The following is a 23,498-nucleotide window of genomic DNA, read 5'->3' as shown; positions in this document are numbered from 1 at the left end:
GTGCGTACACTACTATTAATTACCCTTCTTTTTCGGATAATGTTTTAAGAATACCGGCTATAGTACCACCACTTGATTTTAATGCTGAAATAACATTCTTAGCTGGTGATTGTAATAGACCAATAATGTCTCCGATAACTTCTTCTTTAGACTTAATATTAACTAAAGCGTCTAAGTTTTCGTCACCTACATATACTGCCTCTTCTATAAATGCTCCTTTTAATACAGGTTTTTCGGATTTCTTACGAAATTCCTTAATTACCTTTGCTGGTGCATTTCCGGTTTCAGCAAACATAATGGAAGTATTACCTTTTAATGTTGTTGGTAATTCTCCAAAATCTTTATCTGAATTCTCCATTGCTTTTGCAAGGAGTGTGTTCTTAACTACTTTTAATGATACATTAGCTTTAAAACAAGCTCTACGTAAATTTGAAGTTGTTCCTGCATCTAAACCTGAAATATCAGCTAAATAGATATTAGTGTTATCAGCTAACTGAGCAGTTAAGTCATCAATTACTAGTGATTTTTCTTCTCTTGTCATAATCGTTTATCTTAATTACCCAGCAAAGTTTTTAGTATCAATCTCTACACCAGGACTCATTGTAGAAGATATATATATTGATTTAATATATATTCCTTTTGCAGTCTGTGGCTTCAACTTTACCAATGTTGTTAATAATTCTTTAGCGTTTCCTGCTATTTTCTCGGCATCGAAAGAAGATTTACCTATTGCTGCATGAACAATACCGGTTTTATCTACTTTAAAATCAATCTTACCTGCCTTTACATCAGAAACTGCTTTTGAAACATCCATGGTTACTGTTCCAGTTTTTGGGTTAGGCATTAATCCACGAGGTCCTAATACTCTACCTAATGGTCCCAATTTACCCATAACACTAGGCATAGTGATGATTACATCAACATCTGTCCATCCACCTTTAATTTTATCAAGATATTCATCAAGACCAACGAAATCAGCTCCTGCTTCTTTAGCTTCAGCTTCTTTATCTGGTGTTACTAATGCTAATACTTTAACATCTTTTCCTGTTCCGTGAGGTAATGTTACCACGCCACGTACCATTTGATTTGCTTTACGTGGATCTACGTTCAGACGAACAGCAAGATCTACAGAAGCATCAAAATTTACGTTTGTTATTTCTTTTATTAAAGAAGAAGCTTCTTCTACCGAATATGCTTTGTTGCTATCAACCTTAGCTTTCGCTTCTTTTTGCTTTTTAGTTACTTTTGCCATTTTGTAAACGTTTTTGGATTAAAAAGGAGCTTGTCCTTTTACAGTTACACCCATTGAACGAGCGGTACCGGCAATCATTTTCATAGCAGATTCTACAGTAAATGCATTTAAATCCTGCATTTTATCTTCTGCGATTGTACGAACTTGATCCCAAGTAACACTAGCTACTTTTTTACGATTAGGCTCTCCAGAACCTTTTTTCTGTTTTGCTGCTTCCAGTATCTGAACAGCTGCTGGTGGAGTTTTGATAACAAAGTCAAAAGACTTGTCTGTATACACATTAATTACAACCGGTAATACTTTACCAGCTTTATCTTGTGTTCTACCATTGAATTGCTTACAGAATTCCATGATATTTACTCCGGCAGCACCTAAAGCAGGTCCAACTGGTGGGGATGGGTTTGCCGCTCCTCCACGCACTTGTAATTTTACTACTTTACCTATCTCTTTAGCCATTTTTCTAATTTTAAATTAGAATTGTTCTATAAGTGGAAGCAAAAGAACAACTCTGGATCTATAATGTAACAATTATTATATTTTTTCTACTTGCATATAACTCAACTCTAATGGTGTTTTTCTTCCAAAAATCTTAACCATTACTTCAAGTTTACGCTTTTCTTCGTTTACTTTTTCAACAGTACCGTTAAACCCATTAAATGGTCCATCGATAACTTTTACTGTCTCTCCTACTGTATAAGGAATTGCAACATTATCAGTCTTAACTGCAAGTTCATCAACCTTACCTAGCATTCTATTAATTTCTGCTTTTCTTAGTGGTACAGGATCTCCTCCTTTTACTTCACCAAGAAAACCTATTACACCATTAATAGATTTAATGATATGTGGTATTTCTCCAGAAAGGTTAGCTTCTATCATAACATAACCGGGAAAATACACTCTTTCTTTATTTATTTTTTTTCCATTACGAATCTGCACTACTTTTTCTGTAGGTACAAGAATCTGAGAAACATAATCTTCAAGTCCCATATGAGCAATCTCTCGCTCGATATAGTCTTTAACTTTATTTTCCTGACCGCTTACCGCTCTTACCACGTACCATTTCTTCGTATTATCTACTTCAGCCATTTTAAAAATTTAAGATTTAACTAAAGTAAAATAATATTCTATCACATTACTAAATGCAGTATCTATACCCCAGATAACTAAGGAAAAAATAACCGAAAAAACGATTACAATCAAAGTAAGTCTTTGTGCTTCTGCCCAAGGGGTCCAAGTCACATGATTCTTTAGCTCATTATATGATTCTGCAATGTAATTTACTAGTCCAGCCATCTTGTTTATTTTTTAAACGAATCAAAAACAAATTTTAATTTCGTTATAAAACTCATTATTATAACAATCCATACTGTATACATACAATATTGATTGACTTTGCACGGGTTGAGAGACTCGAACTCCCGACACCTGGTTTTGGAGACCAGTGCTCTACCAACTGAGCTAAACCCGTAACATAAGTCAAGGTATTCGTATCAACGAATACCTTAACTTTTATATACTATCTTGTATTAGTCTAAAATTTCAGTTACCTGACCAGCACCTACTGTTCTACCACCTTCACGGATCGCAAAACGAAGACCTACATTCATTGCAATTGTCTGAATTAGCTCAACAGTAATAGTTAAGTTATCCCCAGGCATTACCATTTCAACTCCATCAGGAAGAGCAATATTTCCTGTTACATCAGTTGTACGTACATAAAACTGAGGACGGTAGTTATTATGGAATGGAGTGTGACGTCCACCTTCTTCTTTCTTAAGGATATATACCTCAGCTTTGAATTTTTTGTGTGGAGTTACAGAACCAGGCTTAGTGATTACCATACCACGAGAAATCTGAGTTTTCTCAATACCTCTTAATAGGATACCAGCATTATCTCCTGCCTCACCTCTATCAAGGATTTGACGGAACATCTCGATACCTGTTATAGTTGAAGTAAGCTTTTCAGCTCCCATACCAATAATCTCAACTGGATCTCCAGTATTAGCAATTCCTGTTTCTATACGACCTGTAGCAACAGTACCACGACCAGTAATAGAAAATACATCTTCAATCGGCATTAAGAAATCTTTCTCAACATCACGCTTTGGTAACTCGATCCAATCATCTACAGCAGCCATTAATTCCATTACAGTATCTACCCATTTTTGTTCTCCATTAAGAGCTCCAAGTGCAGAACCAGATATTACAGGACCATTATCTCCATCATACTCATAGAAAGAAAGAAGATCTCTTACTTCCATTTCAACAAGCTCTAATAATTCCTCATCATCAACCATATCCACTTTATTAAGGAATACAACAATTCTAGGAATACCAACCTGACGTCCTAATAGGATGTGCTCACGAGTTTGTGGCATAGGACCATCTGTAGCAGCAACTACTAAGATCGCTCCGTCCATTTGAGCAGCACCAGTAACCATGTTCTTTACATAATCGGCGTGACCTGGACAGTCAACGTGTGCATAATGACGATTCTCCGTTTGGTACTCAACATGAGATGTATTAATAGTAATACCTCTTTCTTTTTCTTCAGGAGCGTTATCGATTTGATCGAAATCTCTTGCTTCAGAAAGACCTGCATCTGCCAATACTTTAGTAATCGCAGCAGTTAAAGTCGTTTTACCGTGATCAACGTGTCCAATAGTACCAATATTTAAGTGCGGTTTGGAACGATCAAAAGTTTCCTTTGCCATAATTAATTTATTTAATCTTAGTTATATATTAGTGTTCAATTTAAAATTCTGAACCTAGAGCCAATGACGAGATTTGAACTCGTGACCTCTTCCTTACCAAGGAAACGCTCTACCCCTGAGCTACACCGGCTTTTTACACGAGTATAATGACAAATCAGAGCACTTTCATTACTATAAGAAAGGAATCCGATCAATCATTACATTTATGTTAAAAATCCAACCTTAATTAGTTTACAATTAAGATTTGCTCTATTTTAAAGTTAAAAACCTCAAAAATAAGGCCTCACTCTCTATGCAAGTTTTTCATCCTGCTTTTTTTTATTACCGATATATAAAATTCAAAGAAGATCATTTATCGGTTAAAGAAAATTCTTAGAGCGGGAGACCAGGTTCGAACTGGCGACATTCAGCTTGGAAGGCTGACGCTCTACCAACTGAGCTACTCCCGCTTTTAGTTCTGAATTAAAAATTTCAGAACAGAATTTTATTTTTAACTTCTTTAAAAAAAACATCTAGACAAATTAAGTTGATGCTTATTTTAAAATTATGTGGGGAGAGCAGGATTCGAACCTGCGAAGACATAGTCAGCAGATTTACAGTCTGCCCTCGTTGGCCGCTTGAGTATCTCCCCGATTAAAAAATTCAATATTTTAAAATGAACTTATTGAATTTTGAGTGCGCAAAAATAGTCATTTATTTTACAATTCAAAATTCTATTTAAAAAGCTTTATTTTTTATTTAAAAAAATTGCTTTTTTAGAGCCGATGGAGGGACTCGAACCCACGACCTGCTGATTACAAATCAGCTGCTCTAGCCAGCTGAGCTACATCGGCTTTTCACCATGTTTTAGAACATAAAAAAGTCCGCTATTTCTAACGGACTGCAAATGTATAGAATTTATTTCTTTCACAAAACTATTTTTCAAAAAAAATAATCAAACATGTGCATTTAATTTTTCTTTACGTTTTCTAAGCTGTCTTTCTAACGAACTAACACACTCATCTACACCTTCTTCAAAGGATTTATTAATTTTTTTTATCATAAATTCATCTCCCGGTACACTTAATAAAATCTCCGTAATTTTATTTTCTTTACTGCTCGTATTCATAACTTTCAAAAATACATCTGCATGAATTATTCGATTAAAATGAGTTTCTAACTTATCCAATTTAGTTTGAGTAAAATTCACCAACTTTTGATCTACATTAAAATTTACGGACTGCAAGTTCACTTTCATAGGTTGTTAGTTTAATTAGATTGAACAAAATTTTAAGCCAAAAAGATTGACAAGCTAACAACTCATCTTTATTTTTTATTCCTTGGATGAGATTGCTTATATACTTTTGTTAACTGAGCTACACTATGATGAGTATATACCTGAGTAGCAGCTAAACTGGAATGGCCAAGCAATTCTTTTACAGCATTTAGATTTGCCCCTTCATTTAGTAAATGTGTCGCAAAAGAATGTCTTAAAATATGCGGACTCTTTTTTACTTTTGAAGATGCCTTACTAAAATAACTATTTATAATGCGATACACAAGTGTTTCGTAGATTTTAACTCCTTTTTTTGTCAAAAGCAAAAAGGAAGGTTCTTGCCCCGTAATCAAATCAGATCTCACGATCAAATACAAGCTTAACGTATCGCAAACCGACGAAAGAAGCGGCAAATATCTTTCTTTATTACGTTTACCCAAGACTTTTATTTGCTTCTGACTTATATCTACATCTGATAGTTTAAGATTTACTAATTCTATTCTTCTTATTCCTGTAGCATAAAAAAGCTCTACAATCAGCCTATCTCTAACACTTTCGAAATCCTGATCATCTCTTAAATCATTCAAAACATCTTCTACTTCTTGCGTAGAAAATGGTATTTGAAGCTTTTTAGGTGCTTTTAAAGCTTGATGCTTCGCCAGAGGGTTCTTATCTATCTGTTCTGACTTAAGCAGAAATTTATAATATGTTTTAAGAGAAGACACCTTTCTATTAATCGTTCGATTAGAAACACCATCATTAACGAGGTTCACAATCCAGGAACGAATCTGAGCATAGTTTGCATCGGCTATCTTCGAAGTATCGTATTCTATTTGATAGAATTCTAAAAAAGACAGCAAATCTGCTTTATAAGCTGTCACTGTATGCTTAGAATAATTTTTTTCATGAAGTAAGTACTCTATAAACTCAGAAATGAACATAAAAAAACCGTTAGAAAACAAAAGTATAAAACTTTTGGCATCCTAACGGTTAAAATTTATACTGAAAAACGGCAGTCTAGTTTCTTCGTAAGAAGAAACATTATAAAGACAGCGTTATTTATCTTTAAATTTCTTCTTGATCTCTTAAGTGTTGAATATATTGCGCTTTTTGAATCTGCGCTCTTCTTTCAACAGAAGGTTTTGAAAACGCTTGACGTTTACGAAGCTGACGCATCGTTCCTGTTCGATCAAATTTTCTTTTAAAACGTTTTAACGCTCTATCTATATTTTCTCCGTCTTTAACTGGTATAATTAACATAGTGGCACCTCCTTTCTTTAGAAATAATTAGGGTGCAAAGATAATACAAAACTATTATCCACAAAGTTTTCTTCAATAATATTTAATATTATTTCAAAGACCAAACAGAATAGCCTTTTGGTGGTGCCTGAATTTTAACCCATTTACCTCCTTGCGTAGTTGGTTCCCATCCCGAATGACCGGTATAATCTTTAATTTTCTTGTTTGACCAATTGGTCTGGATCCATCTTTCCTGCCATGAATCTGAATTATTAATATATACCACTAAACCATTTTTACCACTTCCTCCATTTCTTCTAGCGATATATTCGTCATTATCTGTCCAAAGGTTTGTTGTGTTTCCTCCTGCAAGATTGTTATGGATCCAAATTAGATTATTCATTTTATTTTTATCTAACCAATCCTCATAATCTCTATAAAAAATCGCGGGATATCCTTCATGAGTCAAAATATATGCATAGGCGAGTATTTTGTTATTAATAATTTCATCGGTATCATGATTAGCCACAAAAGTAACTGCTCTAGAGGCGTTTCTTTTCCATAGCATATCTCCGCTAAGCGCATTCAGGTTATTCCCCATAAACGCATCTCTCATTTTGTAATAACACCCAAAATCAAATGCAGACATCTGTGTCTGATCTGTCCACCACTTTAATGTATTTACATTTCCATCCCAATACTCTCCTACAGCAAATCCTCCTACTGCATTTCTAAACTCTTTTGGAACCCAAGGTTCGAATCCTTTTACGTAATCAAATCTCCAACCATCAAATTTCATAGTATTTTTATAATACTTCGCTACAGAATTAGGTTTTTTCCATAACCAATCCTGTACATAACTTTTGTGGTGACACATATCTGCAAAACCTCCAAAAATACCAGAATCATTAGTATGGTAATCATTTGGATGAAAATCATACTGAGTTCTTTCAAACAACCCAGATAGAGGGTTATAATCTGTATATGTATTAGAATTAGTAAAAATATTGGCTTCAGAATCTCCTCCACTATTGTGATTAATCACTATATCTGCAATTACACTTAGACTATTATTATGTGCTGTTGTAATTAAACTGGTTAATTCTGAGCGCGAACCAAATCTGGTTTCGGTGCTCCCCATTTGATTATACTCCCCAAAATCATAATAATCAAAGGGATCATATCCCATAGATAACCCTCCATTCATAGCCTTACTAACAGGTGGTAACCAAATAGCATCTATACCTACATTACTCCAACTATTTACTTTTCCTTTTACAACATTCCACCAGGTGCCTCCTGCCGGAACATCCCAATAAAAAGCTTGCATCATTACTCCCGAACCAATTTGTTTTAGTGCTTTTGAAGAAACCTCTTCCTGTAAATCCCCAGACTCAGGTGCTGCTTCGTCTAAAATCTCATCTTTACTACAACTAATAAACAAAAACGTTATAGTGAGAAGTCCATAAAAAAATGTGTTGATTTTCATAATTAACTAATGTTTGTGTTAAATTTTTATCAAATTAAGTATTTTACAAAAGCCGAAAACGTTTGAAATCTCACGCAAACGTTTGCGTGTTGATAAAACTTTAAACTTTATTATTTTTTACTAGTAAAAAATAATAAGCACTTATTTTAAACCTAAAAAGTATAGAATAAAAAAAACCTCGAGATTTCTCCCCGAGGTTTTTTTGGTATATAAAATTTTATTAAAAAAATCTATACTATTTTACGTTGCCGCTTTATATTCTTTTTTATCAATTATAATCTTAGCAATTACTTCTCTTAATATTTCAGAAGTTCCGCCTCCTATTGGACCTAATCGGCTATCTCTAAATAGCCTTGCTATTGGATACTCTTCCATATACCCGTAGCCTCCTAATAGTTGTAGGCATTTATATATTGCTTCGTCAGCAATTTTGGTAGAAATCAACTTCGACATACTGGCTTCTTTAACTACATATTTCCCATCATTAAGTCGTTTAGCAACAGAGTAATTAAATTCTTTACACATTTCTACTTCACTTGCAATATCTGCTACAGTATGTCTTAGCGCCTGAAATTTATCAATTGTCTTCCCGAAAGCTTCTCGCTCTGACATATATTGTATAACATATTCTAATGCATACTCTGTTCGCGCATGTGCATTAACTCCCATTATCAACCTTTCTAAAGCAAAATGTTGCATAATATATGAGAACCCTTTGTTTTCTTCTCCCATTAAGTTATTCGCAGGAATTTTCACATTATCAAAAGCAATTTCTCCTGTATCAGAAGCTTTCCATCCCAATTTTTCTAATTTGGTAGCAGAAATTCCTGGAGTATCTCTGTCAACAACAAAGATACTTATCCCTTTATTTCCTAATTCGGGATTTGTTTTTGCAGCAATAACCAGATAATCACTATAAACACCATTAGTAATAAAGGTTTTAGATCCATTAACTACATAATGATCTCCTTCTTTTATTGCTGTGGTTCTCATTCCTGCAACATCAGACCCCCCAAAAGGTTCTGTAATACCTAAACATCCTATTTTTTCACCAGATATACTGGGTTTCAAGTACATTTCTTTAATTCTATGATCACCTTCTTTATTTAGATGTGTCATCGCCAAATATGCATGTGCCCATATAGCAGCAGCAAAACCACCAGAATTAATTTTTTGTAGTTCTTCTAAAAGTATCACAGTATAAAACAGATCGAGATCTAGTCCACCGTATTCTTCTGGATACGCAATTCCAAAGTACCCCATTTCACCAAACTTCTCCCAAATAAACCGATCAATATCTCCAGTTTTTTCCCATTTGTCTATATGTGGAGTTACTTCTTTTTTCAGAAATTCCCTGAGACTTTGCCTAAATAATTCGTGCTCTTCTGTAAAATACATACTATTCATATGACAACCTTCGTTTTTTTTAGTTAACATATTACTACTCATAATGATTACTTCCTCAATACAATAAAACCGAAATTCATAAAATGGGCTTATGAATCAATTATTATTTTAATGATTCATCAAAATTCGCAGCAATTTTTTAATGATTCTTAATTCAATGTCAAATATAACTTTATTCTATCTATTTTTTTGAGAGAAAAACCCTCAATTTTTCCTAATTCATTAAAGTTTGAAATATTCCCATTGTCTTCAATAAATTCTTTAATATCCAACGCCATTTCAAAATCAAAATATGGTATTTCTACTAATTCATTGACTGACGCAGTATTGATATTTATTTTTTTTATCTTTTTAGGTGTTTTAACCGTAAACATGGATAAAATTTTATCTTTCTGATTATCATATAGACCGCGAACATCCTCAAGTTGAATATCCAGATTGAAGCCTCCTATACTATTTCTATATTTGATTATTCTTTCTGCAACAAAATCAGGTAGGCCAATACTTTGCTCTAGTTCTTCACTAGAAACTGTGTTTAAATCTTTTTTTTGATCATATGATTTAGCAGGGAATTTCTTTTTAGGGTATTTTCTATATACTGTAGCATTACTCTTTTTTGTCCATTCTGGAAATTTAAATAAAGGAGAGATAACCGAAAGAACCGAATCAGAAACCTGAGTTACTTTTTTAAAATCCGCAATAGAATTGATCCATTTATCATCTTTTCTGTACATATGAAGTCGATCTAGCTCTCTTGTAGAAAGTCCTAACATATACCCCTTATGGTCTGAGATAAAATTTGGGTTAAAAGGTTGTAGATGATATTCTTTTTTTTGTTGTTCGGCTACACTCTTAAGCGAGTCTATTTGCTTCTGAAAAGAGGTAAGTTCAGCAAAACTATACTGTTGAGAAGGGGATTTTGGATAAAAATAATATCCTATAAGTGTAGCAAATAGGATAATTGATAAAAGAAAAATCCCATTTCGAAAACGTGAATGTATTTCGAAATGGGATTTTTTATAATTCATAAAAAATAGTCTTTTTAACTTTTTGATGCTTTTATCGCCTCAAAATATCTAGATAGTTGTTTTTTAACGACAGGAAATAAAAAGAACAGTCCAATCATATTTGGAAATACCATCGCAAAAATCATTGCATCAGAGAATGCCCAAATAGAACTCATACTCGCTGCTGCTCCAATTATTACAAACGTTAAAAACAATAGTTTATAAGTTAAATCAGCAGCTCTACCTCTACCAAATAAGAATTTCCAGGATTGTAAACCATAGTACGACCACGAAATCATAGTCGACACCGCAAATAACACTACAGCAATGGTTAAAAATACATTAGAATAAGGTATATATTTTGCAAAAGCCATAGAAGTTATCCCCGCACCTTCATAGGATACTCCATCAATGAACACTGCTCCAGAACCATCACCTCCATACTCAAATGCTCCGCCAAAATTGAAAATAATAATTACTAATGCAGTCATTGTACATATCACTACTGTATCAATAAAAGGTTCTAGCAAAGCAACAAGTCCTTCACTGGCAGAGTATTTAGTTTTTACTGCAGAATGCGCAATAGATGCCGAACCTGCTCCTGCCTCATTAGAAAATGCAGCTCTTTTAAAACCAACTAGTAAAACTCCTATAATACTTCCTACTCCAATAGCTGTTGGATTAAAAGCTTCACTAATAATCAAACCAATAGCATCATCTACTAAAGAGAAATTACCAAAAATTATATATAAACAAGCTAACAAATATAAGATAGCCATAAAAGGAACTACCTTTTCTGTTACAGAAGCGATACGTTTAATTCCTCCAATAATAATAATTCCAACAAGAATTGCCAGGACTATTCCAATCCAAAACCCTGCTCCTGTACTTTGAAGATCTAAAAGCTCCTTTAAAACAACTGTAGCCTGATTAGATTGCGCTGCATTACCACCTCCAAAAGATCCTCCTATACAAAATATAGCAAATATAACTGCTGCAATTTTCCCTAGAACATTAAATCCTCTTTCTTTTAATCCTTTACTTAAATAATACATAGGACCTCCATATACAGTACCATCTTCTCCTACATCTCTATACTGAACTCCAAGGGTACATTCTACAAACTTGGTAGACATCCCTAATAATCCACAAATAATCATCCAAAATGTTGCTCCTGGACCTCCAAGTGCAATTGCCAAAGCTACCCCAGCAATATTACCGTTACCCACAGTACCAGAAACTGCTGTTGCCAGTGCTTGAAAATGACTAACTTCTCCTTCCTTAGACTCATCACGTATGGTATCTCTTATATCACCATCTACCGCAGCCGATGGATCTCCTAAGCTATGTCCTTCAACATCATCATATTTTCCTCGTACCACATTAATGGCTTTTCCAAAATACCTGAAATTAGGAAAACCAAAATACAAAGTAAAAAACAGGGCACTTAATACTAATAATATGATAACAAACGGAGCACCTTCAAAAACTTCAAAGAAAATTACTGCAGAGAAAAAGTCGGATACAGGTTTAAAACCTTCATCTATTTTCTGATCAAGTCCCTTTTCTGTGACCTCTTGTGCGAATGTAAAAAATGGAATGGTAAGTGCTAAAAGTGAAAGAAGAATTCTCTTCATGATTTTGTGAATTAATTGAATTTAATTGTTAAGAAGTGAGCAAGATGGTAAAAAAAACATTTGTTTACAATTTTTTTAGATGTTAAATGTTTCTAATTCTCAAATATCGAACTCCTTATTTAAAAGATTAATTTGTTCAGGGCGGCCTAAAACTACAATCTTAGAACTTGGTTTTAATAAGGTATTAGCTTCTGGGTTTACAATATATTCTCCCTCTGGTGATTTGTAACCTATAATGGTACATCCTGTTCTGGATCTCATATCGATATCAAGAATAGTTCTTTCTATTTTATCATCAAACATGTCTTCAAAAGAAATTTCTTCGATATTTATAGATTTTTTACCTACAATAGAAAGGTTATCCAAAAACTCTATTAAATCGGGCACTACTACTAAAGACGCCATATGATCTCCACCAATACGATCTGGCATAATAACATTATCTGCACCGGCTAATCGTATTTTCTTATAAGAAGTATCTTGAGAAGCTCTACTAATTATTTTGAGTTTTTTATTAATTTGTCTTGCAGAAAGCACAATAAACAAGTTATCTGCATCTTCTGGTAATGTACATATTAAACAAGCAGCTCTTTTAATACCTGCTTCTATTAATACTTCGTCTTCTGTGGCGTTACCTTTTAGAAAAAACAGGTTTTCATTTTGATATCTTTCTATTACTGCTTCGTCTTTTTCGATAATAATAAATGGTTTATTGTATGCTAACAATTTGGCGGCAGCTTGTTTACCATTACGGCCATAACCAATTATAATAATATGATTTTCAATATGATGTATCATTTTTTGTGTTTTTCGATATTGAAGTCTTTTAGGATCATTTTTACTTACAATATATTCTGTTATTACTGATACAGAATATGCAAATATGGCTACACTAGTCGAGATAAGGAATACAGTAAATAACTTTGCACTATCATCTAATGGTTGAACTTCTCCAAAACCCACAGTAGACAAAGTAATAACTGTCATATATAAGGCATCTACCCAGGAATAGTTAGAAAAAAACCGAAATCCCAGTACTCCGATAGCAATTACTATAATTAATAAAATTAATGCAATATATATTTTTGGCACTCCCCATCTATAGATCTTTTTCATAGGTCAAATACTGAAGTTCGTTTAGTATAAACCAAATCTTTTAATTTTAGCCAAAATGCCAGATTAAGGTATATTACAAAACCTAATCCCACAGTGGCAAAGGTTAAATAAATAAAGAACAACCGTACATTTTTTGCTCGCATTCCCAACCTATCGGCTAACCTGGAGGAAACATAAAACCCGTTACGTTCTAAAAATTGTCTTAGATTATAAAGCATGTCGCAAAATAATTATATTATCCTAAATTCTATTCACCATTTAATAAATAATTCCCTATTGCACATTTTAAACATGCTTTTTGGTCACAGTATGTATTTTTGAGTTGAATCATAGCTTGAGAATGCATTGCATTTTCAATTGGTACGTTTAAGTCCATAAAATTGCTAATAATACTGTTTTTTTCAAAAGGTAATTTAGTAATTAACTCAAAAATATCTTCTTCGGGATTTTGTCCTACACTTCTGGCATAAACAAATTTTATAGGAATAATCGTATTGATCAACAACAAGTCAATAAATGATTTTGTTAGTTTCTTTTTACTTGCCTTTGATTCTTTTTCGAAAGTATAATGGTTTTGCCAAAATTCGCTGGTTTCTACACTGAAAAGAGTATAAAAATCATCTATAGTATTACTATTGATCACTTTGCTAAAAAGTTGGTGATTTTCAAAATATAACATTGCTAACTGCGCCAATCGTATTGTTGGAAAATTAGGTGGTCTTAACCTAAAAAAAAGAAATGGATCTACTCCATGTGTACTCAATTTAAATTTATTTTTCAAAAATTGATATTCATTTTTCAAGGTATTGAAATACTCTCCTTTTACATCAACATCTAAGAAACCTGCCTGACCAAAAAATAAGGCTTCTAATTCTTCTAGTTGGCCTCTACATTTTCTAAGCACTGCAAAATCTATCGAATTTGCCAAACTCAAAAAAGCGGCTCCATTAGTTTTCAAACCAAAATTTTTGGACAGTAGTTTAAACAACACAGCTTCCCAATTATTTGCAGAGTCGTTTAGAAGTTTCAAAATTAAAGTCGATTTTTTTTCTAGTCGCTCTAAATACAGTCTTTCTTGCCAATTTGACAACATAAAACGCGAAACTTCGGGAAGCTGCTTTTCACAACTAATCCATTGTTGAGCGCTTTTATCAAAGAGCTTTTTATAGCGAACCAACAACTCTTCTCTTATGTATTCTTTAAGTTGTAATGTTGGTATAATCGAGTTATCATTTCTGTATACTTCTACATCATCTTCCCAAACTACATGAAGAATTACATTATCGTATGCAGGGTCATTCTCATGGTTATGAACATACCAGTCACTTGATCTGATATGCACCTCAACATTTCCTGCCCATTTTTGCCCTTGGATAATAAGTCTTGCATTAAAAAAATCAGGTCCAGAGTTTTCTATATTATGTGTCCCTATTTGCTGAAGTATAAGCTCCTCATGCCTTGTTGTTCTAAGATCAGCAAACCCAAATTTTTTATATTTCCAAAGGTATTGTAAAAAATCCTCAGTCATATATTCTATAGATTGTTTATAATTATAAGACCTACCTGTAAGCAAACAGGTGGTATTAGCTACTAAATATTTCGGGTAGGATAGAAAATAAGAAGAATAGCTTTTCTAAAATTTACACGATGAAAATACTAAAATTTATTAAAATCTTGTAAGCTCTACTAAATAACATTGACTAATTTTTAAATCAGCATATAAATGACTAATATTTTAAAGTCCATTTTCATATCTGTTTTCCCTGTAATTGCTTTTTATTTTGCTATTGACAGTGTTATACATCTGATTGATCATGGAGTATCTTATAGATATATAGGAAGGTTAATTATTTCGCTTTCTATTGTAACACTCTTCATTTTGATTTTTGTAAAACCCGTTGCACGAACCGATGCTAATCTAAAAAAATACACGTTACCTATTGCTATTGGTTTCTTAATTAGTCTATTATTTGGAGGTATTATCGAACAAGATTTAAATGGATCTTTACCAGGGATTGGTTTATTTTTAGGATGGGTATTATATATAAGATGGTATTCTACTTTTAAGAATAGAGAAAAAAACACGGTTATTAAAGTAGGCGATCTGTTACCAGAACTCGAATTACAGGATCCAGAAAAACACAATATAAATACTTCTAAATTTATAGGAAACTCATCAATTTTTCTGTTCTATCGCGGAAATTGGTGTCCATTATGCATGGCACAGATCAAAGAAATTGCTTTGCAATATAAAGAGCTTGAAAAAAGAAAAATTAATATAGTTCTTATTAGTCCCCAACCTCATAAGCATACCAAATCTCTAGCAAAAAAATTTGGATTAAATTTCAATTATTTGGTGGATCAAGGAAATAAAGTTGCTAAACAATTACAAATTTTCTCAAAAAATGGTCTTCCTATGGGTTTCCAAATACTAGGATATAGCAGTGATACTGTAATGCCAACTGTAATCATAACTAATAAAGAAGGAAAAATAATCTTTGCAGACCTTACTAATAATTATAGAGTACGACCAGAACCAGAAATATTTTTAAAAATTATTGATCAGCACAGTCTTTAGTTTAAAATACTAACATTAGTTAGTACCCCCCAAAAAAAGAAGGTTAAAGTTGCTATAAACACAAAAAACACAGAACTAACTCCTTTTAAATAGTACGATTACTACTTAATATTCTTAAAATCAAGTTAATTCCTTACAAAAATGTACTATTGGTAAGATTTTATGTATTAATGGAAAACTTAACCACAAATTCATTTCTTTACTTTGTTATGAATTAAAGGGAAAATTAATTCATTCTAAAAATATTAAGATTACAAAACCCTAAGCTAAGTTGAGTTTGTGTTAGGTTATTGATGGTTGCCATTTTTGGCGACCATCTTTATTTTTATATATATCCAAACAATAAGAAAGCCAGCATCTGGGCTTTACATATTTTATGTATTCATATCTGGGTAGATATCAAACTTATTAAAAAATGCTTTTTTAAATTTTGAAGAATTAGAATAATTAAGCGTATCCATTACCTCACGTATTGATAATCCTTCTCCGATAATCATATTATATGAAATCTCTAGTCTTTTATTATTAAAAAACTCTAAAGGAGTCTGATTATGAATTTCTTTAAACATATTAAAAAAATTTGTACGACTCATATGTGCCATAGCTGCTAATTGATCAACACCAACAAAAGGTTCTTTAAGATTATTTTTTAGATAGTCACTTACCTTATAAATATTACCCACTTGTCCACAATTGATACTAAAAGGATTGCTTTCTGTTTCCCATCTTAATACATCTTTCCAAAAAGTTTCTAATAGCCGAACACCTCTAGCGATAAAATAAAGGTAATTCTCTACCTTATCTACATCAGGTTGTACAATCTGATCAAAAAGACTTGATTGTTTATAAGAAAGATAAAATTTATTAATATGTTGGTGAGAATAACGAATATAATTATCAAGTTTTTCTGCCATATCGTTATTCTTTAAAAAAAAAGGTTTGGTATATGAACTTTTTAACACAATCATGGTAGATTTTACTTCTGCTCCTTTTGTAATAAAAACTTGTTCTCCTTGTCGAGCATCCATGCATCTCATATTACCTGGAGTATAACTATCAGAATATTGGCTTATAATCTGATCTTCCTTTAATTGATGATCTAGAGCATATTTCCTAAAATGAAGTATAATATCTTTTTCACCGATGGGTCGCCTAATATATTCAATATCTGTATTAGCTTTATAATTGTTTATAATAAGAAAGACTTCTGGAGATATTTTATAATACAACAAATACCCTTCTCCAATATCGGGAGGGAAATAAATTCGATCAGTAGAACTATTTGGACTTAGTTGAGATCTAAAATAGTCACTTAGTTTGTCTATGTCAGAAAAATCAAACAAATATTTACACATACCACCATCAATTTACACTTATCTTTTTTAGGCCCATGTAGATGTATTCCTGGTAACCAAAAAAACAAATAAACACAAAAACAACCCCTTTATTAGCTTACTAAAAAAGCTAATAGAGGGGGAGAATTATTATTTAAATATAAGAATTTATTTTATATGACTAATAACATCATACTTTGTTATGATGTGGTGTTTTCCGTTTTCTAACTCAACTAAAACTGCAGAACTTCCATTTTTAATAAGTTTGGATATCTCATCAAGTGAAGTTTTAGCGTTTACAATCGGAAAGGAATCTTTCATAACATCTTTAATTGGTGTACTACCTGTATTTTTATCATCTAAAAATGCAGTAAAAAGTGCACTCTCATCTACAGAACCAACAAATCCATCACTATCAACTACTGGTATTTGCGAAATTTTAAATTTACGCATACGCTCAATAGCATGTGATACCAGTTCTTCTGTCTTAACAGTAACCAATGGTTTTTCTATATGATTTTTCACTAAATCATCGGCTGTATATACTTCCTCATCAAGAAAACCTCTTTCTCGCATCCAATCATCATTAAACATTTTCCCTACATATCTACTGCCATGATCATGAAATAAAACCACGACAACATCATCTTTGGTAAAATGTTTGGTTAATTGAAGTAATCCTTTTATAGCTGCCCCAGCACTATTACCTAAAAACATTCCTTCTTCTTTCGCAAGTTTTTGAGTATAAACCGCAGCGTCTTTATCTGTCACTTTGGTAAATCCATCAATAACCGAAAAATCTACATTTTTTGGTAAAATATCTTCCCCAATACCTTCTGTGATATAAGAATAGATTTCGTTTTCATCAAAAATCCCTGTTTCATGGTATTTTTTAAAAACAGAACCATAGGTATCTATTCCCCAGATTTTAACATTAGGATTTTTTTCTTTTAGATATTTTCCTACACCAGATATCGTACCTCCAGTACCTACTCCAACAATAAAATGTGTTATTTTACCATCTGTTTGTTTCCAAATTTCGGGACCTGTGCTTTCATAGTGTGCTTGAGCATTCGAAGGATTGTCATACTGGTTAACATACCAGGAATTTGGAGTTTCTTCTGCTAATCTCTTAGAAACCGAATAATACGACCTTGGATCATCGGGTTCTACATTAGTTGGACAAACCATTACCTTTGCACCTACTGCTCTAAGGATATCCATTTTTTCCTTAGATTGCTTATCTGCCATTACGCAAATCAGTTTATACCCTTTTATAATAGCTACTAATGCTAATCCCATTCCTGTATTTCCTGATGTACCTTCTATAATAGTTCCTCCTGGCTGTAATCGACCATCTGCTTCTGCATCTTCTATCATTTTTAAAGCCATTCGATCCTTTACAGAATTCCCTGGGTTAAAAGTTTCATATTTAGCCAAAACCAAAGCGTCTATATCTTTCACCAATGTATTCAATTGGACTAATGGTGTATCTCCAATAGTTTCTAGTATGTTTTTTGCGTATTCCACTCGTTATAATTTACAACCCCATAGGGTATTTCAACACGGCAAAGATACGACCTAGATTATCGATTGGCAATTTTAAAATAGAGAATAACAAATTATTGAAAACGGATGGATTTGGTTGGTGATATCTTTGCTATAATATATGAAGGGATAAGTAGCATTAATAAACATAATAGCATTGTTCCTATATTGAGCAGCACAATATATCCTATATCAATATACACTGGGGCGGTACTTACATAATACGTTTCTGGATTAAGCCCTACAACTCCATAATGCTCTTGTATAAGAAGTAAACCTATACCAATAAGGTTACCCCAAAACAGACCTATCAAAATCAAATATGCAGCATTATAAAGAAACACTTTTCTTATACTCCAATCATTTGTTCCTAAAGCTTTTAAAATCCCAATCATAGGAGTTCTCTCAAGGATCAAAACCAATAAAGCGGTAATCATATTGATACCGGCAACCAAAATAATAATCCCAATAATCCCAATAATATTAAGATCGAATAGTTTTAACCATTCGAAGATTGTAGCATACTTTAATGAAATTGTCTGGCTATCTAAGGTAGAAGGAATATTCTCATAGATTTCCTGCCCTTTTTTATCGATTTGATCAAAATCATCAATAAAAACTTCAAAATTTCCGACCTCATCCGGTTTCCATTTATTCATTTTTATTACATGCCTAATGTCTGCAAAAAGGAAGGTTTCATCAAACTCTAAAAATCCTGAATTATAAATCCCTACAATCTCAAAAGCTCTAATAAAAGTTTTTGAGTTTGAAGCAGTGTTCTTTTTTAGAAAATATGTAATTACTTTATCTCCAATACTAAACCCTAAACGATTTGCTATATGTGAAGACAACAAAATTTCTTCATTGAGCTCTCCTGTAAAATCGGGTATTCTTCCTTCTACAAGATATTCTTTAAAAGAATCCCAGTTATAACCTTTACTCACTCCTTTAACCACCACACCATCAAAATCAGATGCTGTGCGTATAAGTCCCATTTTTGTTGCCACACCTTGCATATGAACAATCCCTTCAACCTCAGAAAACTCTGGATAGAAGTTTTGATCGGTAGATATAGGTATAAGAGATTCTACACTACTGTTATTATCAAAACTAGAAATTAATATATGCCCATTAAATGCAGCAACTTTTTCCCTTATTTTGCGTTGTAGTCCTACGCCAGTAGCAACTGTAATTAGCATCATGATCATACCAACAGCAATAGCAAAGATTGCAATTTTTATAATTGGAGTCGAAATGCTACTTTTATGTTCCTTACCTTTGATGAGGCGTTTAGCAATAAAATACTCGAAATTCAAGCTTAACTATGGTTTTTGTTAGAAATGCATTCAAAAATACATTTTTATTCCTTTTCATAATTTTTATTTCTTGTGTAAGTGGAATAAAAACAACTTTACCCCCTACTTCTGTAAAAATTGAAAACTCAATATCTGCAGCATATATTGCTCAAGATACTACAAAAATTCAAGAATCTATAGTAGTTGGAGCCAATCTTACTGATGATTATATTCCTATTTTAGAAAATAAGAAAGTAGCTATTGTAGGAAACCAAACTTCTGTTATTTTTAAAGATAGTATTACTAGTCAAAATTATGTACATCTTGTTGATTCTTTATTGTCTAGAAATATTAAAATTCAGAAAGTATTTGCTCCAGAACATGGTTTTAGAGGTAAAGCAGATGCGGGAGAATTAGTTGCTGATAGTAAAGATATCAAAACGGGACTTCCTATTTTTTCTCTCCATGGAAAAAACAAAAAACCATCTAAAGAAGCTTTATCTAATATCGACATTGTTGTTTTTGACATCCAAGATGTAGGAGTTCGTTTTTATACCTATATTTCGACATTACATTACGTAATGCAAGCCTGTGCAGAAAACAACATACCTGTCTTGATACTAGACCGTCCAAATCCAAATGCACATTACATTGATGGACCTACCTTAGAACCTGACCACTCAAGTTTTCTGGGAGTACACCCAATACCATTAGTTCATGGTATGACTATTGGCGAATATGCAAAAATGATCAATGGCGAAGGTTGGTTGGGAAAAAATTTGACCTGTGAGATCAATATTATTCCTGTTAAAAACTACTCTCATACTGCTTCATATAGTTTACCAATACGGCCATCACCAAATTTACCTAATGATAAAGCTATCAATTTATATCCTAGTCTTGGTTTTTTTGAAGGAACTACCATTAATGCAGGCCGTGGTACAGAAACACAGTTTCAAATTTTTGGCTCTCCCGATTTGAGTATAGAAAAACATGATTATGCTTATATCCCCAAGCCAAATTTTGGTTCTAAATATCCTAAACATAGAGGAGAAGTATGTTACGGAAAAGATTTAAGAGAAAGTGAGTCATTAGATTCTATAAACTTAGAGTGGTTAATTAATGCCTATAATCATACCAAAATCAAAGAAAAGTTTTTTAATACCAAATCATTCACCATTCACGCAGGAACAAAAAAATTGCAACAACAAATTGAACAAGGTCTTTCTTTTCAAGAAATTAAAAATACATGGACAGAAGATCTCGAAAAATTTAAGATTAAAAGAGCGCAATATCTCATCTATCAATAACATTATTTAGCTCTAAAAAACCCCTGTTTTCAGGGATATTGATATACAGAAGAATTAATACATTTGTTTATGTTAAGATTTCTACATCTACTATTTATATATGGCATATTAATACTTCCTTTTATCATCAATGCGCAGATAAAAAAAGGAGATTCTTTACTCGTTTCCGAGGAGGTTACACTCGAAAGCAAAGAGAGAAAATTGCTTAACAAAGTATATCAATATCTTGGAACAAAAAAAGATAAGGAAACCTATTCTACAAGTCACAACATTTTAAAAAAAACTAAATACCAAAAATCAAAGTTACAGGCGTATATTAATTTGGGGAAATATTTTAATTATAAAAGTCAGTCAGATTCAGCATTATTTTATGGAAATAATGCACTACAACTTATTGGAAAAAGAAATGATTCAACCTCAATGAAAGGAAAATCATCTGCATGTGATATAGTAGCTATTTCATATAATCACAAAGGCCTATTTAAGGAAAGTAAGAAATGGTTTTTTAAAGGGTTGGAAGTTGCTAAAAAACTGAAAGACAAATGGCCATATTATGTCAAATTAAATAATCTAGCAAATATACATATTAGGTTACAAGAATATGACAGCGCTCTTAAACTTCTAAAGATTTGTCTTGAATATAAAGAAAATCCAAGGTATATCACTAAAGTGTATGGTAGTGTATCTATACTTTATGGTTATGAAGGTGATTATGAGAAGGCTCTATTATATTCAAAAAAGGCTCTCGAGTTTTATAAAAAAGACAAAAGCTTAACAGGACTCACACTACACGGAGAGACAACAACTTTAATGAACATTGGTGTTCACTATTCTTATTTGGGGGAAAAAGAAAAAGCCATTGAGTACTATAATAAAGCCTATCTTATAGCAAAAGATAGGCAATTTAACCGAACACTTGTTAATATCGCTATTAATTTGGGAGAAGCCTACCAAGATAAAGAAATGTATAATGAAGCTATAAAAAAGTATCATGGAGCATTATCCGTTGCTAAAAAATTAGGATTTCTTGACAAGCAGATCATTATTTATTATAACCTCAAAATGGTTGCCATAGCTCAAAATGATCATAAAAGTTCTTATTCATATTTTGAAAAAGAAATAAAAATCAAAGATTCTGTAGCTAAATTGCAAAAGAGCAAAGAAATCAATGAGCTTGAAGTAAAATTCAATACCCTTCAAAAAGAAAAAGAAATAAAAGTCCTTCAGGTCGAAAATGCGAATCGAGAATTGGATTTAAAAAACCAGAAAGAAGCTGTCAAAAATCTCAAATTACAGCAAGAGATTGAAAAAAAAGACACTCAGAACAAGATTTTATCTTTTCAGAATGCCTCAGAAAAAAAACGTAACGAAATTGCATTACTAAAAAAAGATCAGGAAATTCAAGAATCTAAATTAGCCAGGCAAAAAAGTATTAAAAATAGCATCTTGTACTCTTTTTTAATTCTTCTTATTCCGGTTATTGGTTTATTGTTTACATACTATCAAAAACTTCAGACTCAGAATGAATTAAACAAAAAACAAGAAGAAATAAGTGAGCAAAAAATTTCTTCTCTAATTAAAGATCAAGAGTTAAAACTAATTAAAGCGTCTATCAAAGGGCAGGATAAAGAAAGAAAACGTATTGCACAAGAACTACACGATAGTATTGGTGGTAATCTTGCTGCTATAAAACTGCAATTAAATAATACTGTACTTCATGGAGATAAAAAAACAATAACAACAATCAATAACCAGTTAGATGATACTTACGATCAGGTACGTAATTTATCGCATAATTTAATACCTAAAAAATTTAGTGAAAACAACTTTTGTGATGTTCTTGAAGAGTATTTTAATAATATTGGTGGTACGACTAGTCTAAGTACTTCTTTTGTAGCATACCCAAGAACAGAAATTGATATTTTGGATGAAACTTTACAAATCGAAATTTTTAAAATTATTCAGGAACTTATAACTAACACTATTAAACATGCCAAAGCTACTTCTGTAGAGCTTCAGTTAAACCTGGTAGAAAATATAATAAATGTACTATTCGAAGATAATGGTATTGGTTTTAATACAAAAAACAAAGCTACCGGACTTGGGTTTGAGAATATCAAAAACCGATTAAAAAAAATATCCGGTACTTTTCATATCGATTCTAGAATTAATCGTGGTACTATTATAGATATAGAAGTTCCGGTATTCACACCGATTAATAATAAGATACTATAACCATTAAATCGATTTTGATTTACTCGATGGCAAACAGAATTACATCTAGCCAAATTTTGCAAAAATCAAAATAAAATTAACC

22 protein-coding genes and 5 tRNA genes are annotated in these 23,498 nt (G+C 32.3%); 3 read left to right on the top strand and 24 right to left on the bottom strand.

Annotated elements, in window-relative coordinates; genetic code table 11:
* Positions 1-19 precede the first annotated feature (19 nt).
* The 21 genes from rplJ to DK441_RS17395 all read right to left on the bottom strand — a co-directional run bounded on the left by rplJ (position 20) and on the right by DK441_RS17395 (position 14,644).
* Positions 20-541, bottom strand: coding sequence for a 50S ribosomal protein L10 (gene rplJ, locus DK441_RS17495; protein ID WP_024768884.1), 522 nt, complete (start codon positions 539-541; stop codon positions 20-22).
* 15 nt (positions 542-556) lie between these two features.
* Positions 557-1,252: a 50S ribosomal protein L1 gene (rplA, locus tag DK441_RS17490; RefSeq protein WP_074408232.1), complete on the bottom strand. Its 696-nt coding sequence runs from the start codon at positions 1,250-1,252 to the stop codon at positions 557-559.
* Positions 1,253-1,270: 18 nt separating this feature from the next.
* Positions 1,271-1,708 (bottom strand): 50S ribosomal protein L11, encoded by a 438-nt coding sequence (gene rplK / locus DK441_RS17485; RefSeq protein WP_024768886.1) that lies wholly within the window; start codon positions 1,706-1,708, stop codon positions 1,271-1,273.
* Between the two features lie 75 nt (positions 1,709-1,783).
* Positions 1,784-2,338: a transcription termination/antitermination protein NusG gene (gene nusG, locus DK441_RS17480; RefSeq protein ID WP_024768887.1), complete on the bottom strand. Its 555-nt coding sequence runs from the start codon at positions 2,336-2,338 to the stop codon at positions 1,784-1,786.
* Between the two features lie 9 nt (positions 2,339-2,347).
* Positions 2,348-2,545, bottom strand: a complete 198-nt coding sequence (gene secE / locus DK441_RS17475) for a preprotein translocase subunit SecE (RefSeq protein ID WP_025665926.1) — start codon at positions 2,543-2,545, stop codon at positions 2,348-2,350.
* 102 nt (positions 2,546-2,647) lie between these two features.
* A tRNA-Trp gene (locus DK441_RS17470) sits at positions 2,648-2,720 on the bottom strand.
* A gap of 58 nt (positions 2,721-2,778) precedes the next feature.
* Entirely contained in the window at positions 2,779-3,966 is a 1,188-nt protein-coding gene (gene tuf, locus DK441_RS17465; RefSeq protein ID WP_024768889.1) for an elongation factor Tu, read from the bottom strand.
* 58 nt (positions 3,967-4,024) lie between these two features.
* A tRNA-Thr gene (locus tag DK441_RS17460) sits at positions 4,025-4,096 on the bottom strand.
* Between the two features lie 246 nt (positions 4,097-4,342).
* A tRNA-Gly gene (locus tag DK441_RS17455) sits at positions 4,343-4,415 on the bottom strand.
* Between the two features lie 100 nt (positions 4,416-4,515).
* Positions 4,516-4,597 (bottom strand) — tRNA-Tyr (locus DK441_RS17450).
* 128 nt (positions 4,598-4,725) lie between these two features.
* A tRNA-Thr gene (locus tag DK441_RS17445) sits at positions 4,726-4,799 on the bottom strand.
* Between the two features lie 101 nt (positions 4,800-4,900).
* A complete protein-coding gene (hpf, locus tag DK441_RS17440; protein ID WP_025665924.1) occupies positions 4,901-5,203 on the bottom strand; it encodes a ribosome hibernation-promoting factor, HPF/YfiA family in 303 nt (100 codons plus the stop codon).
* 68 nt (positions 5,204-5,271) lie between these two features.
* Positions 5,272-6,162 (bottom strand): tyrosine-type recombinase/integrase, encoded by an 891-nt coding sequence (locus tag DK441_RS17435; RefSeq protein ID WP_109851834.1) that lies wholly within the window; start codon positions 6,160-6,162, stop codon positions 5,272-5,274.
* Positions 6,163-6,286: 124 nt separating this feature from the next.
* The gene (rpsU, locus tag DK441_RS17430; protein ID WP_024768892.1) at positions 6,287-6,481 is read right to left on the bottom strand and encodes a 30S ribosomal protein S21; all 195 of its coding nucleotides are present in this window, start codon (positions 6,479-6,481) and stop codon (positions 6,287-6,289) included.
* Between the two features lie 88 nt (positions 6,482-6,569).
* Entirely contained in the window at positions 6,570-7,949 is a 1,380-nt protein-coding gene (locus DK441_RS17425) for an alpha-amylase (RefSeq protein WP_109851833.1), read from the bottom strand.
* A gap of 240 nt (positions 7,950-8,189) precedes the next feature.
* On the bottom strand, positions 8,190-9,356 hold the full coding sequence (locus DK441_RS17420; RefSeq protein WP_109853551.1) for an acyl-CoA dehydrogenase family protein: 1,167 nt from the start codon (positions 9,354-9,356) through the stop codon (positions 8,190-8,192).
* Positions 9,357-9,505: 149 nt separating this feature from the next.
* The gene (locus DK441_RS17415; RefSeq protein WP_109851832.1) at positions 9,506-10,384 is read right to left on the bottom strand and encodes a helix-hairpin-helix domain-containing protein; all 879 of its coding nucleotides are present in this window, start codon (positions 10,382-10,384) and stop codon (positions 9,506-9,508) included.
* Between the two features lie 14 nt (positions 10,385-10,398).
* Positions 10,399-12,000, bottom strand: a complete 1,602-nt coding sequence (locus DK441_RS17410; RefSeq protein WP_109851831.1) for a sodium:alanine symporter family protein — start codon at positions 11,998-12,000, stop codon at positions 10,399-10,401.
* 99 nt (positions 12,001-12,099) lie between these two features.
* Positions 12,100-13,116 (bottom strand): TrkA family potassium uptake protein, encoded by a 1,017-nt coding sequence (locus DK441_RS17405; protein ID WP_109851830.1) that lies wholly within the window; start codon positions 13,114-13,116, stop codon positions 12,100-12,102.
* Entirely contained in the window at positions 13,113-13,334 is a 222-nt protein-coding gene (locus tag DK441_RS27055) for a PspC family transcriptional regulator (protein WP_024768898.1), read from the bottom strand. Before DK441_RS27055 ends, DK441_RS17405 begins: the two co-directional genes overlap by 4 nt.
* A 29-nt stretch (positions 13,335-13,363) precedes the next feature.
* Complete coding sequence (locus DK441_RS17395) at positions 13,364-14,644, bottom strand: DUF2851 family protein (RefSeq protein WP_109851829.1); 1,281 nt, start codon at positions 14,642-14,644, stop codon at positions 13,364-13,366.
* A gap of 195 nt (positions 14,645-14,839) precedes the next feature.
* On the opposite strand from DK441_RS17395, the gene DK441_RS17390 reads away from it, so the two are divergent.
* Complete coding sequence (locus tag DK441_RS17390; protein ID WP_109851828.1) at positions 14,840-15,694, top strand: peroxiredoxin; 855 nt, start codon at positions 14,840-14,842, stop codon at positions 15,692-15,694.
* A 374-nt stretch (positions 15,695-16,068) separates the two neighbouring features.
* Here the strand turns inward: DK441_RS17390 and DK441_RS17385 are convergent, their stop codons facing one another.
* From DK441_RS17385 to DK441_RS17375, 3 genes are all read right to left on the bottom strand, one after another.
* A complete protein-coding gene (locus tag DK441_RS17385) occupies positions 16,069-17,049 on the bottom strand; it encodes an AraC family transcriptional regulator (protein ID WP_109851827.1) in 981 nt (326 codons plus the stop codon).
* 147 nt (positions 17,050-17,196) lie between these two features.
* Positions 17,197-18,558 carry a pyridoxal-phosphate dependent enzyme gene (locus DK441_RS17380; RefSeq protein ID WP_109851826.1) on the bottom strand — a complete coding sequence of 454 codons (1,362 nt, stop codon included), beginning with the start codon at positions 18,556-18,558 and terminating at the stop codon, positions 17,197-17,199.
* A gap of 92 nt (positions 18,559-18,650) precedes the next feature.
* Positions 18,651-19,892, bottom strand: coding sequence for an ABC transporter permease (locus DK441_RS17375; RefSeq protein WP_109851825.1), 1,242 nt, complete (start codon positions 19,890-19,892; stop codon positions 18,651-18,653).
* A gap of 8 nt (positions 19,893-19,900) precedes the next feature.
* Here DK441_RS17375 and DK441_RS17370 point away from each other — a divergent pair, with 8 nt between their 5' ends.
* Together DK441_RS17370 and DK441_RS17365 are read left to right on the top strand one after the other, a co-directional pair.
* Complete coding sequence (locus tag DK441_RS17370) at positions 19,901-21,181, top strand: exo-beta-N-acetylmuramidase NamZ domain-containing protein (protein ID WP_109851824.1); 1,281 nt, start codon at positions 19,901-19,903, stop codon at positions 21,179-21,181.
* 69 nt (positions 21,182-21,250) lie between these two features.
* Positions 21,251-23,416 (top strand): tetratricopeptide repeat-containing sensor histidine kinase, encoded by a 2,166-nt coding sequence (locus DK441_RS17365; RefSeq protein ID WP_109851823.1) that lies wholly within the window; start codon positions 21,251-21,253, stop codon positions 23,414-23,416.
* Positions 23,417-23,498 lie beyond the last annotated feature (82 nt).

Origin of the sequence: Aquimarina sp. AU58 (genome assembly GCF_900312745.1) — a bacterium.
Classification (GTDB): Bacteria; Bacteroidota; Bacteroidia; order Flavobacteriales; family Flavobacteriaceae; genus Aquimarina; species Aquimarina spinulae.
This window is presented reverse-complemented; position numbering and strand designations above follow the sequence as displayed.